11 protein-coding genes and 1 pseudogene are annotated in these 12,960 nt (G+C 72.0%); 3 read left to right on the top strand and 9 right to left on the bottom strand.

All coding sequences use genetic code 11. The annotated features are described in order from the left end of the window. Window positions 1-34: 34 nt before the first annotated feature. Entirely contained in the window at window positions 35-1,291 is a 1,257-nt protein-coding gene (locus tag ACIQFY_RS07085) for a multidrug effflux MFS transporter (RefSeq protein WP_200884101.1), read from the bottom strand. Between the two features lie 283 nt (window positions 1,292-1,574). Here ACIQFY_RS07085 and ACIQFY_RS07080 point away from each other — a divergent pair, with 283 nt between their 5' ends. Next, window positions 1,575-2,156: a TetR/AcrR family transcriptional regulator gene (locus ACIQFY_RS07080; RefSeq protein ID WP_326495453.1), complete on the top strand. Its 582-nt coding sequence runs from the start codon at window positions 1,575-1,577 to the stop codon at window positions 2,154-2,156. Between the two features lie 97 nt (window positions 2,157-2,253). Here the strand turns inward: ACIQFY_RS07080 and ACIQFY_RS07075 are convergent, their stop codons facing one another. The 6 genes and pseudogenes from ACIQFY_RS07075 to ACIQFY_RS07050 form a co-directional block, all read right to left on the bottom strand. Continuing rightward, a complete protein-coding gene (locus ACIQFY_RS07075) occupies window positions 2,254-2,823 on the bottom strand; it encodes a substrate-binding domain-containing protein (RefSeq protein WP_326495452.1) in 570 nt (189 codons plus the stop codon). A 47-nt stretch (window positions 2,824-2,870) separates the two neighbouring features. Continuing rightward, window positions 2,871-3,644 (bottom strand): MFS transporter, encoded by a 774-nt coding sequence (locus tag ACIQFY_RS07070; RefSeq protein WP_400339009.1) that lies wholly within the window; start codon window positions 3,642-3,644, stop codon window positions 2,871-2,873. A gap of 50 nt (window positions 3,645-3,694) precedes the next feature. Beyond that, a pseudogene (locus ACIQFY_RS07065) lies at window positions 3,695-4,138 on the bottom strand (MFS transporter); the annotation flags it as partial. Window positions 4,139-4,386: 248 nt separating this feature from the next. Beyond that, the gene (locus ACIQFY_RS07060) at window positions 4,387-5,532 is read right to left on the bottom strand and encodes a cystathionine gamma-synthase (RefSeq protein WP_400339007.1); all 1,146 of its coding nucleotides are present in this window, start codon (window positions 5,530-5,532) and stop codon (window positions 4,387-4,389) included. 124 nt (window positions 5,533-5,656) lie between these two features. After that, on the bottom strand, window positions 5,657-7,021 hold the full coding sequence (locus ACIQFY_RS07055; protein WP_209685071.1) for a cystathionine beta-synthase: 1,365 nt from the start codon (window positions 7,019-7,021) through the stop codon (window positions 5,657-5,659). A 10-nt stretch (window positions 7,022-7,031) separates the two neighbouring features. Continuing rightward, complete coding sequence (locus tag ACIQFY_RS07050; protein ID WP_400339249.1) at window positions 7,032-8,933, bottom strand: ABC transporter ATP-binding protein; 1,902 nt, start codon at window positions 8,931-8,933, stop codon at window positions 7,032-7,034. Window positions 8,934-9,060: 127 nt separating this feature from the next. Between ACIQFY_RS07050 and ACIQFY_RS07045 the strand changes: the two genes are divergently transcribed. Together ACIQFY_RS07045 and ACIQFY_RS07040 are read left to right on the top strand one after the other, a co-directional pair. Beyond that, window positions 9,061-10,485, top strand: coding sequence for an APC family permease (locus ACIQFY_RS07045; protein ID WP_209685069.1), 1,425 nt, complete (start codon window positions 9,061-9,063; stop codon window positions 10,483-10,485). A 209-nt stretch (window positions 10,486-10,694) separates the two neighbouring features. Continuing rightward, window positions 10,695-11,618 (top strand): hypothetical protein, encoded by a 924-nt coding sequence (locus ACIQFY_RS07040; RefSeq protein WP_400339003.1) that lies wholly within the window; start codon window positions 10,695-10,697, stop codon window positions 11,616-11,618. Between the two features lie 175 nt (window positions 11,619-11,793). Here the strand turns inward: ACIQFY_RS07040 and rplL are convergent, their stop codons facing one another. After that, window positions 11,794-12,177 (bottom strand): 50S ribosomal protein L7/L12, encoded by a 384-nt coding sequence (rplL, locus tag ACIQFY_RS07035; RefSeq protein ID WP_066655204.1) that lies wholly within the window; start codon window positions 12,175-12,177, stop codon window positions 11,794-11,796. Between the two features lie 51 nt (window positions 12,178-12,228). Continuing rightward, window positions 12,229-12,744, bottom strand: a complete 516-nt coding sequence (gene rplJ / locus ACIQFY_RS07030; RefSeq protein ID WP_058727460.1) for a 50S ribosomal protein L10 — start codon at window positions 12,742-12,744, stop codon at window positions 12,229-12,231. Window positions 12,745-12,960: the final 216 nt, after the last annotated feature.

Raw genomic sequence — 12,960 nt, 5'->3', positions numbered from 1 at the left:
CGCTCGTCGTGACGACGTCCGGCTGTGCGACGTGTCAGTGCGAGAGCGCCGGCACGGTCCGCGGCCGGACGACCACCCAGAGCACGACGACGGCGACCGCCGCCGTGCATGCCATGACGCTCGCCATGGGTGTCGCCGCGGTGATGCCGAGCCACCCGACGATCGGCGAGACGAGCCCGGCGACCCCGAAGTTCAGTGCGCCGAGGAGCGACGCGGCGGTGCCGGCCTCCTTCCCGTGCGCGGCGAGACCGATCACCTGGACGAGCGGGAACGTGAACCCGCAGGCCGCGATGAAGAACCACAGCGGTACGAGGACCCCGACCAGGCCCGCACCGAGCTGGTCGAGCACGACGATCGCGACGGCGGACACGAACAGCGTCGCCGTCGAGCAGGCGAGGATCCACTGCGGACCGACCCGCTGCGCCAGGCGCGAGGACACCTGCACGCCGACGACGACGCCGATCGAGTTCACGGCGAAGAGCAGGCCGTACTGCTGCGCGTCGAGGCCGTAGACCGTCTGGAACAGGAACGGCGACGCCGACAGGTACGAGAAGAGCCCGCTGAAGACCATCGCCCCGATGAGCGCGACGCCGACGAAGATCCGGTCGGAGAGCAGGGCCTTGTAGCGCTGCCCGATCGTCGAGTGGCCGGCCTCCTTCCGCCGAGCCGGCGGCAGGGTCTCGACGATGAGCAGGGACGACGCGATGACGACTGCTGCGCCGTAGCACGCGAGGAACACGAAGACGCCGCGCCAGCTGACGAACTGCAGCATCTGCGAGCCGATCAGCGGCGCGAGGATCGGCGCGAGGCCGTTCACCATCGCCAGGCGCGAGAGCATCCGGACGAGGGGCTTGCCGCCGAACAGGTCGCGCACGGTTGCCATCGCGACGACACCGCCGGCCGCGGCCCCCATGCCCTGCAGGACGCGGAAGAGCGCGAGCACCTCGACGTTCGGCGCGAGCGCTGCGCCGACCGACGCCGCGACGTGCACCGAGGTCGCGATGATGAGCGGAAGACGCCGGCCGACCTTGTCGCTCCAGGGCCCGACGAGCAGCTGCCCGACCGCGAACCCGAGCGTGGTCGCGGTGAGCGTGAGCTGCACCGCACCCTCGCTGATGCCGAACTCGCGCTCGAGCGACGGGAACGCCGGCAGGTACAGGTCGATGGTGAACGGCCCGAGCGCGGTGAGCGCGCCGAGCACGAAGACGTAGACGAGGCGCTGCCGCCGGGTGAGCGAGTCACCGGGGTGCAGCACGACGCGGAGCGAACCGGTGGTTGCGGGCGCGGTCACGAGCGGTCCTTCACAGGGGGTCGGGTGCAGGAGAGACGGGATCGGGGCCGGTCGCCGTCGACGTGGTGGACGTCAGGACCGACCGAGCAGGACCGGGGCGGATCGACTCGAATCGATTCGGCCCCGGAACCATCCTACGGGCTGCGTGAGCGCTCTCGCGACGCCCCGACCGCAACGCGCCCGTCACACTGCGCTCCTCGTCCAGTCCGCGCGGTCGCCGTGCGGTAACGTCGGACTGCTCGACAGCCGCCTCGTGCGGACGGAACGAAGAGGGGGTGGTGTCGTGGTCGACGCCCGGATCGTGCACACCACGGCAGCACTGCGCGAGGCGGTCCTCCGACTCGCAGCCGACCGCCCGGTCTCCGCCATCACGGTCGCCGACGTCACGCGCGCAGCCGGCATCAACCGCGCCACGTTCTACTCGCACGCCGTCTCCCCCGGATCGCTCCTGGCCGACGTGCTGACGCCCGAGCTCGACCGCATCCGCGAGGAGGACGTCGAGGCCCGCCGGGCCGCCTCTGCCCGTGGGGCCGGCGAGGACGAGCTCGCCGCCATCACGCGCCGGGGCATCGACGCCGTCGTCGAGCACGTCGTGGCCCACCGCGACATCTACGCCCGCGGGTTGCCGGACACCGAGGACGCCTCCCTCCACCGCCTGCTCGTCCAGCACTTCACGGTGTCGAGCGCGCAGCACATCCGCGAGCTCGACCCCGTGTCACGCCCGCCCCTGCTCGACGACGTCGCAGCCGGGTTCGTGGCGCAGGGCTTCGTCGGCGCGATCGAGGCGTGGCTGGCCGGCCCCCGACGCTCCCGGAGGTCCCTGGTCGAGACGATCACCCTGTCGTTCCCGGCCTGGTGGCACTGAGCCGAGCCGGCACACGGCCCCGATCCAGGCCCCGACCCCGACCCCGACCCCGACGCCGAGCCGGGTCGCACTGATCGCGACGGTCCGGGTCCCGACGTCAGTCCCCGGCGCCGCTGCGCCCGTGGCGGTCTCCCGTGTCCGGCTGCTCGCCGCGCTGCAGCGACCGGACGACCTCGACCGCCGCCCGGGCGGTCGTCCCGGCATCCGCTGCCGCCGGCACGCGGTGGTCGACGGAGACACCGTCACCGCCGGTCCCGCTCGCCGGGACCGACGCACCGACCGACACCACGACCACACCGGCGTCGTGCGCCGTCTGCACCGCCTCCGCGAGCGCGTCGGCGTCGACGGCGTGCACGAGCAGCGCCTTCGCTCCCGCGCCGACGAGCGCGTCGACGGCACGGGCCTGCTCGGCCGCGGCACCGGAGGACGGCACCACCCGGACGTCCGGCGAGAACCCGGCCCGGTCGAGCCCGCGCTCGAGGTCCGCGGCGAGCGCGTCGTCCCCGGGCGCGAGCACCGCGCCGACCACCGCGTCGTCGGCGAACCCGCCGTCGGAGCTGGTGAGGTCGGTACTGCGGACCGGGGTCGGCGCAGCGGTCGTCGGTCCCTGGCACCCGGTCAGGGCGAGGGACGCCGCCACGAGGACGGCGACGACGACGGTGCGCACCCGGTGACCTCCGCTCGATCCGGTGCCCCACGCTACCGCGGGGCGGGTCACACGGCGCCGGGGGTCGGCGGTGCGGGCACGGGACCGAGGCGCCGGACCGCGACGATCCCGACGAGTGCGATCGCGGTCATCGCGACGAAGACGAGCGGGAACGACCAGTCGCCCTCGGCTCCCCCGCTGCCGACGAAGAGCAGGCCCGTGACCGCGAGGCCGACCACGCTGCCCGAGGCGTCGGCGATCGTCAGGGCCGAGCTCGCGAACCCGTCGTCGCCCTCGCCCGAGAAGCGGAGCGTCAGCATCGACAGCCGGGGGTACATCGCGCCCATGCCCGCACCGCCGACGAACCACCCGGCCACGAGCAGCCACCACGGCAACCCCCACACCGCGACGGCGAGCGCAGCGAGCAGGCTGACGAGGACGAGCGCGAGTCCGGCGCCGAAGGTCCGCGCCGCGGTGAGCCGCTGCTCCCCGAGCCGACCGTGCAGCCAGCTCGCCCCGGCCCAGCTCAGGGCGGCCACGGTCAGCGCGAGCCCCGCCGCCGAGGCGCTGAGGCCGTGCCGTGCCTGCAGCAGGAAGGGCACGTAGGCCTCGCTGCCGAAGAACGCCGCCGCGACCAGGCCGCGCAACAGCACCACGGACGGCAGGCCCGCGGCCGCCCGGAAGGTCCCGGCCGGCAGGAGGGGCCGCAGCGCCGCCCAGGCGCCGACGACCCCGATGACGACGGCCACGACCCGTGCCCACGGACCGAGGTCCGGCGCGACGTTGAGCAGCAGGATCGCGAGCGCCGCCGCGACCGACCACGCGATGCGCCCGCCTGCCACGGGGGTCGGCGCTCGACCGGCGGCGCGTGCAGGCGTGCCAGCGTCGGGACGAGGAGGGCGAACGCGACGACCGCGATGACGAGGGCGCCGGCGAAGACCCAGTGCCACCCCCACACCTCCGTCACGACCCCGGCGAGCGCCGGGCCGACGAGTGCCGGGACGACCCAGGCCGCGGCGAACCCGGCGAAGACCGGACCGTGCAGCTCGGCGGGGAAGATGCGGGCGACGAGCACGTAGAGCACGACGTCGATCGCACCGGCACCGAAGCCCTCGACCAGGCGACCGGCCAGGAAGACCTCCATCGTCGGCGCGGTCATCACGACGGCCGTCCCGACGGCGAAGAAGACCGCCGACACCCAGGCGACGACGCGGCCGCCCGAGCGGTCCGTCCAGGTCCCCGCGAGCACCATCCCGGGCACGCCGGCGGCGAGCGGGGCCGCGAACGCGAGCGCGTAGAGCGTCTGCCCGTCGAGGTCGCGGCTGATCTCCGGCATCACCGTCGTCATCGCGAGGTTCTGGAACGCTGCCACCCCGACGATGGCGACCATCCCCAGGGTCGCGAGCGCGTAGCGCCCGCTGAGGATCCCCGACCTCGTCGCCACACTGCTCACCGGGACAGCCTAGGGGCGCGCACCGACGATCCGTCAGGTCCTGATGACGGACGGGAGGCTCCCCACCGGTCCGGTGGGGAACCTCCCGTCCGTCACGTCTGCGTCAGCAGGCCGCGGTCACCCGGCCGCGGTCACCGGGACAGTGCCTGCAGCACGTCCGCGACCAGGTCGCCCTGGTCCTCGATGCCGACCGACAGGCGGACGACGTTCTCCGGGACGGCGAGCTCGGTGCCCTTGACCGACGCGTGCGTCATCTCGCTCGGGTACCCGATGAGCGACTCCACGCCGCCCAGGGACTCCGCGAGCGTGAAGACCTCGGTGGACTCGACGAAGCGCTTCGCCGCCTCGGGTCCGCCGGACAGGGCGACGGAGAGCATGCCGCCGAAGCCGCGCATCTGCTTCGCGGCGACCTCGTGTCCGGGGTGGTCGGCGAGACCGGGGTAGTACACCCGCTCGACGCCGGGCGCCGAGACGAGCGCCTCCGCCACGGCCCGCGCGTTCGACGAGTGCCGCTCCATCCGGACCGGCAGCGTCTTGATCCCCCGGGTCGTCAGGAAGGCGTCGAACGGCGACGCGATCGCGCCCGCGCCGAACTGCAGGAAACCGACCTGGTCCGCGAACTCGCGGTCCCGCAGCACGACCGCGCCGCCGACGACGTCAGAGTGCCCGCCGAGGTACTTCGTGGTCGAGTACGACACGGCGTCGGCGCCGAGCGACAGCGGCTGCTGCAGGTACGGCGACGCGAACGTGTTGTCGACGACGACCAGGGCACCTGCGGCGTGACCGACCTCGGAGAGGAGCGCGATGTCCGCGATCTTCATGAGCGGGTTCGTCGGGGTCTCCACCCACAGCACCGTCTTCGCCGGGGCGCCCTCGAGCGCTGCACGGACCCGGTCGACGTCGCTCATGTCGACGACCACGAGCTCCACGCCCCACGGCACGTGCAGGCGGTTGACCAGCCGGTGCGTCCCGCCGTACACGTCGTTGCCCATCACGACGCGGGCGCCGGGCTCGAGGTACGCGCGGAGCAGGGCGTCCTCGGCCGCCAGGCCCGATGCGAACGAGTACGCCGCGACGCCGCCGTCGAGGTCGGCGAGCAGGGTCTGCAGCGCGTCGCGCGTGGGGTTGCCGCCGCGGGAGTACTCGTAGCCGTTCCGCATGTTCCCGACGCCGTCCTGCACGTAGGTGCTCGTGACGTGGATGGGCGGGATGACGGCACCGGTCGTGGCGTCGGGGTCCTGGCCGGCGTGGACGGCGCGGGTGGCGAACTCGGTCATGCGCTGGGGTTCCTCGTGGGGTCGGGGTGGGGTCGGTGCGGGCGAGCGCTCGCTGTCGGTGCGGGCGGGCGCTCGGTGTCAGTGCGGGCGGGCGATCGGTGTCGGTGCGGGCGGGCGATCGGTGTCACTCGGAGAGCGACGTGAGCAGGTCGTGCCGGGTCAGCACGGTGACGGGCTTGCCGTCGTCGACGACGAGCAGCGCGTCGACCGTCTCGAGCGCCCGGCGGGCTGCGGACAGCGATTCACCGATGCCGATGAGGGGCAGCGGGTCACCGACGAAGCCGCTCACCGCGTCGGTCATCGCGGCGGTGCCCGTGAAGACCTGCTCGAGCAGGTCCTTCTCGGCGACCGCACCGACGACCTCGCCGATCACGACGGGCGGCTCGGCGCTCAGCACGGGCATCTGCGAGACGCCGTACGTGGACATGATCTCCACCACGTCGCGCACGGTGTCGGACGGGTGTGCGTGCACGAGGTCGGGCAGTCGGCCGTCCTTGCCGGCGACGACGGAGCCGACCGTGCGGGCGTCGTCGGTCTCGGCGAAGCCGTAGGAGCGCATCCACCGGTCGTTGAAGATCTTGCCGAGGTAGCCACGGCCGCCGTCGGGCAGCAGCACCACGACCACGTCGTCCTCGGTCAGGTCGCGTGCGGCCCGCAGCGCCGCGACGACGGCCATGCCGCTCGACCCGCCGACGAGCAGCCCTTCCTCGCGCGCCAGCCGTCGGGTCATCGCGAAGGACTCGGCGTCGGTGACGGCGAGGATCTCGTCGGGGACGCCGGCGTCGTACGCGCCGGGCCAGAAGTCCTCGCCGACGCCCTCGACCAGGTACGGCCGACCGGTGCCGCCCGAGTAGACGGAGCCCTCGGGGTCGGCGCCGACGATCCGGACGCGTCCGTCGGAGGCCTCCTTCAGGAAGCGGCCGGTGCCCGAGATGGTGCCACCGGTGCCGACGCCGGCGACGAAGTGCGTGAGCCGACCGTCGGTGTCGCGCCAGATCTCCGGACCGGTCGTCTCGTAGTGGCTCCGGGGACCGTTCGGGTTCGCGTACTGGTTCGGCTTGTAGGCGCCGGGGATCTCCCGCACCAGGCGGTCGGACACCGAGTAGTAGGACTCGGGGTGCTCCGGCGGGACCGCCGTCGGCGTCACGACGATCTCGGCGCCGTAGGCCGTGAGCACGTTGCGCTTGTCCTCGCCGACCTTGTCCGGCAGCACGAAGACACAGCGGTACCCGCGCTGCTGGGCGACGAGCGCGAGGCCGACACCGGTGTTGCCGGAGGTCGGCTCGACGATGGTGCCGCCGGGTCGCAGCTCGCCGGACGCCTCGGCCGCGTCGATGATCCGCGTGGCGATGCGGTCCTTCGACGAGCCGCCCGGGTTGAGGTACTCCACCTTCACCAGGACGGTCGCCCGGATCCCCTCGGTGACACGGTTCAGTCGGACGAGCGGGGTGTCACCGACCAGGTCGACGACGGAGTTCGCGTAACGCACGCGGCCGAGTCTAGGTGGCCGGCTCGGCCGTCGGCTGGGTTGCGACGAACGATGTCGACGTCTGGTCCTGCTGGTGGAACAGCGAGGCGTAGACACCGCCGCGCGCGAGCAGTTCGTCGTGGTCGCCCCGCTCGACGATCCGCCCGTGGTCGAGCACGAAGATGACGTCGGCCTCGCGGATCGTGGACAACCGGTGCGCGATGGCGATGGTGGTGCGCCCGGCTGCCGCGGTGTCGAGCGCGGTCTGCACGACGTGCTCGGAGATCGAGTCGAGCGCGCTCGTGGCCTCGTCGAGCACCAGGACGGGTGGGTCCTTCAGCAGCACGCGGGCGATGGCGATGCGCTGCTTCTCGCCGCCGGACAGTCGGTAGCCCCGCTCCCCCACGACGGTGTCGTACCCGTCCGGGAACGAGGCGATGGTCTCGTGGATGTTCGCGGCGCGCGCGGCGCGCTCGAGCTCCTCGTCGGTCGCGTCCGGCTTCGCGTACCGCAGGTTGTCGCCGATGGAGGCGTGGAACAGGTACGTCTCCTGGCTCACGATGCCGACGTGGCGCATCAGGTCCTCGTGCTCCAGGTCGCGCACGTCGGCTCCGGCGAAGCGCACGGTGCCCGACGACGCCTCGTACAGTCGCGGCACCAGGTACGAGATGGTCGTCTTCCCCGCACCCGACGGCCCGACGAACGCGGCGAACTGCCCGGGCTCGAGCTCGAACGAGACCCCGCGGAGCGTCGGCTTGTCCGGTTCGCCGTCCGGGTAGGTGAAGGAGACGTCCTCGAACGCGACGTGCCCCACGCGCGACGCGTCGACACGCTGCGCGTCGGGGGCATCGGTGATGGCCGGCCGCAGGTCGAAGTACTCGAAGATCCGCGCGAACAGCGCGCCGGACGTCTGCAGGTCGAGCACGACGCGGAGCAGTCCGACGGTCGGGAAGAGCAGGCGCGACTGCACCGTGGTGAACGCGACGATCGTGCCGGCCGTGATCGGGACGTCGCCGATGATCAGGAGGGCCGCGACCACGTAGATGACCGCGGGGATGATCGACAGGAAGACCTGGACGATGGCGAAGAACCACTGCCCGGACATCTGCTGCCGGACCTGCAGCTGGATCTGGTTGCGGTTCTCGTCCCCGTAGCGCCGGGTCTCGCTGCGCTGCTGGGTGAAGCTCTTGGCGAGCAGGATGCCGGAGACGCTCAGGGCCTCCTGGGTGATCGCGGTCATGTCGGACAGCGACTCCTGCGTCTGCGCGGCGATCCGGGCGCGGACCTGGCCGACCCGGCGCTGGGCGATGACGAGCAGCGGCAGGAGCACGACCGCCACCAGGGTCATCTGCCAGCTGAGCAGCAGCATCGCCACGACCGCCGCGATCACCGTGACGGTGTTGCCGAGCACCGACGAGATCGTGTTGTTGAGGACGCTCGCGACGCCGCCGACGTCGTTCTGCAGGCGCGACTGGATCACGCCCGTCTTCGTCCTCGTGAAGAACGCGAGCTCCATCCGCTGCAGGTGCGCGAACAACCGCATGCGCATGGCACCCATGACCTCGTTGCCCACCGTCGCCGTCAGGTACGTCTGCCAGATCCCGACGCCGGCGCTCGCGATCCAGAGCGTGATCATCGCGCCGACGAGCTCGAGGAGCACGGGCAGGTCCGGGCGGCCCGAGGGCGGGAAGAGCCCCCGGTCGAACGCCTGCTGGGTGAGGAGCGGCGGGATCACGGAGAGGGCTGCACCGACGAGCACGAGGACGACCGTCACCACGATCGCGCGGCGGTGCGGCACGAACAGGCCCGCGATGCGCCGGAGCAGGTGCGGGATCCGTGGCGCCTCGGCGTTGGCGGCCCGCTGCGCGGCGACGTCGCCGCTCGAGATCCGCCCGCCACCGCGGGGCCCACCCCCGCGCATCCCGTGGCCCATGCTCATGGCACCAACGTATCCCCGGCGGCGGACACGGGCGGCGGGCTCCGCCGTGGGCGTATTTGACCCCGTTCAGGGGCCGTGCGACCATCGTCCGTCCCCTTCCCCGCGCCGATCACGAGGTCCCATGACGTCCGCGCCCTCCCGCCCCACGTCCCTCCGTCACCAGCTCGCTCGCCGGAAGCCGATCGAGCAGCTGCAGGCCGAGGCCGCGGCGGGCGTCGACGGCGAGCCGCTCCGCCGCTCGCTCGGCGTCTGGCACCTGACGATGATCAGCGTCGGGGCAACGCTCGGCACCGGCATCCTCGTCGTGCTCGGGACGGCCGTGCCGCTCGCCGGTCCGGCCGTCTGGATCTCGTTCGTGCTCGCGGGCGTGGCCGCACTGCTCTCCGCGCTGTCGTACGCCGAGATGGCCGGCGCCGTGCCGACCTCGGGGTCGAGCTACTCGTACACCTACGCCACGATGGGCGAGGGCATCGCCTGGGTCTGCGGCTGGTGCCTCGTGCTCGAGTACGCGGTCTCGGTCGCCGCGGTCGCGGTCGGCGCCAGCGAGTACGTCGACGAGACCCTGCGCGTCTTCGGGCTGCACCTGCCGGCCGCGATCGCCGCTCCCCCCGGCGACGGTGGTGTGGTGAACCTGCCGGCGGCGGTGCTCGTCCTCCTCGCGATGGCCGTGCTGCTGCCCGGTGCCCGCGAGAGCGCCTGGGTGAACACGCTCATGGTCGTGGTGAAGATCGCCCTGCTCGTGTTCTTCGTGGTCGTCGCGTTCACGGCCTTCTCGTCCCAGAACTTCGCGCCCCTCGCGCCGATGGGGGCCGCCGGTGTGACCGCCGCCGCGTCGCGGTTGTTCTTCTCGTACATCGGCTTCGACGCCGCATCGACCGCCGGCGAGGAGGCGAAGGACCCCCGCCGCGACCTGCCCCGCGCGATCATCGGGTCCATCGTGATCGTCACGACGCTGTACATCCTGGTCGCGATCGCCGCGATCGGTGCCCGCCCGTGGACGTCGTTCTCGTCCGACGAGGCCTCGCTCGTCCGCATCGTGGTCGACGTCACCGGGCAGCCGGTCGTCGCGCTCGTCTTCTCGATCGGCGCGGTGATCGCCATCGCGAGCGTGGTGCTCACGGTGCTCTACGGCCAGACCCGCATCCTGCTGACCATGGCGCGCGACGGCATGGTGCCGCCGGTGTTCGGTCGGGTCTCGCCCCGGACGGGCACCCCCGTGCCGAACACGCTCATCGTGGGTGTCGTCGTCGCCGTCGGCGCAGCGCTCGTCCCCCTCGGCGAGCTGGCCGACGCGACGAGCATCGGCACCCTGGTGGCCTTCGCCCTCGTCAACGTCTCCGTGATCGTGCTCCGACGCACCCGCCCGGAGCTCGAGCGGTCGTACCGGGTCCCGCTGTTCCCGGTCGTCCCGGTCCTCGGCACGCTCTGCTGCGTGCTCCTCGCGGTCTTCCTCGGCGCCGGCACATGGATCGCGTTCGGCCTGTGGATGCTCGCCGGCGCGGTGCTCTACCTGGCCTACGGCCGCCGCCGCAGCACCCTGCGCTGACGCGCCCGCGCCCGCGACCGCCCGCCCGACCGACCGCGCGCGCCCGTGCCCCGAGACTCGGCCCCGCGGACACTTTCGCACTCGAGCACCCACGAACGTGTCCGCAGGGGCGAGTCTCACGCTCCATCCACACGTCGCCACGAACACAGCAGGACCCACAGATCGCCTCCCTGCCGCCTGTTCCGCAGTGGGAGCCCGACAGTGGAGGTGTGCGACACCACCGAGAACGACCCACCCTGCTGCGCGCCGACGGTGACGACTCACGCGCGCGGACCCTCCGCCGACAACACCGCGCTGGCCTCCTCGTCCGGCTCCGCGCCGGCACGTACCTGGCTCGCACGTCCTGGGTCGAGCTCGATCAAGCCGACCGGCACCTCGTCCGCATCTGGGCGGTCGCGCCGGTCGTACCCACCGGAGCTGCGTTCTCCCACGTGTCCGCGGCACTCGTGCACGGCTGGCCCCTGGTCGGCCCGGCGCCCGAGCGCGTCCACGTGACGGTTCCGGGGGCCGAGCGCACCGTCCACCGGGCCGGCCTCGTCCTCCACGCGACCGGTGGCGCGCAGGTGCGGCTGGCCCCGGCCCGCCTCGATGGCGTCCCGGTCACGGACCTGGTGACCACGGCATCGACGGTCGCGACCTCGATGCCCGTGCACGTGGCTGCCGTGGCGATCGACGGGGCGGTGCGCGCCGGTGCGCTGACACCGTCCGAGCTCGCCACAGCACTCCCGGCCGGCCCTGCGCGCGGATCTCGACGAGCGCAGACCGTGCTGCGGGCGCTCGACGCTCGGCACGAGACCGTCGGTGAGTCCTACACGGCCGTCCGGCTGGTCGAGAGCGGCATCGACCGGGTGGTACCGCAGCACGAGTTCCGCCACGACCACGTCGTCGACCGCGTCGACTTCTGGCTCCCGGACAGCGGGACGGTCATCGAGTTCGACGGGAAGGTCAAGTACACCGACCCGATGATGCTCGCGGGCAGGGACCCGGGTGAGGTCGCCTGGGCGGAGAAGCGCCGGGAGGACCGACTCCGGCAGCGGAGCGAGGTGCGGACCGTCATCCGCGTGACTTGGTGGCACCTGGAACGACTGGATCGTTTCCAGGGCCTCGTCCGGGCGCACGGGCTGGTGCTGTGAGACGAGACTCGGCCCCGCGGACGACTTCGCGGCACGTGAACCACGAATGTGTCCGCGAAGCCGAGTCTCGCGACGCGGACCGCCGGACCGCCCGGCCGCCGGCAGCGCGCCCCGCGCACGACGAAGGCCGCCACCCCGAGGGGCAGCGGCCTTCGCGAAGAGCAGTACGCAGTACTTACGCGAGCTCGATCGTGGCGCCGGCGGCCTCGAGGGCCTCCTTCGCCTTGTCGGCCGTCTCCTTGTTGACGCCCTCGAGGATCTTGGCGTCGGCGGTCTCGACGAGCGCCTTGGCCTCGCCCAGGCCGAGCGACGTGAGGCCACGGACCTCCTTGATGACCTGGATCTTCTTGTCACCGGCCGACTTGAGCACGACGTCGAACTCGGTCTTCTCCTCGACCTCCTCGGCGGGGGCAGCAGCGCCACCGGCCGCGGCGACCGCGACGGGGGCAGCAGCGGTGACCTCGAAGACCTCCTCGAACTTCTTCACGAAGTCCGAGAGCTCGATGAGCGTGAGCTCCTTGAAGGCCTCGATGAGCTCGTCCTGCGAAAGCTTCGCCATGATTTTCTCCTACTACTAGCTAGTACGTGTGGTTGATGAACGCGTGCCTGGTCAGGCCGCGGACTCCTGCTTCTCGCGGAGGGCGTCCACGGTGCGGACGGCCTGCGAGAGGGGTGCCTGGAACAGGTACGCAGCACCGAACAGCGAGGCCTTGAAGGCGCCGGCGAGCTTGCCGAGCAGCACTTCGCGGGACTCGAGGTCAGCGAGCTTGTCCACCTCGGTCGCGGTGAGCGGGTTACCGTCGAAGTAACCGCCCTTGACCACGAGCTGAGGGTTCGCCTTGGCGAATGCACGCAGCGACTTCGCGACGGCGACGGTGTCACCGTGGACGAAGGCGAGAGCGGACGGACCGGCGAGCTCGTCGTCGAACGAGGTGATGCCGGAGTTGTTCGCCGCGATCTTGGTCAGCGTGTTCTTCACCACGGCGTACGTGGCGTGCTCACGGATCGAGTTGCGGAGCTCCTTGAGCTGCGCCACCGTGAGACCGCGGTACTCGGTGAGCAGAACGGCGTTCGAGCTCTGGAATGCTTCCGTGAGCTCGGCGACCGCAGCTTCCTTGTTCGCCATGGTTCTCCTTGGGGTTCTTGCCGGCTAGCCCCTGGTCACCACACGCAAAAAGCTCCGGCGCAGAGGCTCGGAGCTGCTCCCCCGCGAACGGGAGGAGTGGATCTGAACACCTGCGCTGGCTGCCCCACGAGTGAGGACCTTCGGTCTGTGCGCGAGCGCACAGACGACCGGCGGTCTTTGGCTTCGACGAAGGTACCACAGGATCCGACGGTGACC

Source organism: Curtobacterium sp. NPDC092190 (assembly GCF_044755625.1).
Lineage (GTDB): Bacteria > Actinomycetota > Actinomycetes > Actinomycetales > Microbacteriaceae > Curtobacterium.
This window is presented reverse-complemented; position numbering and strand designations above follow the sequence as displayed.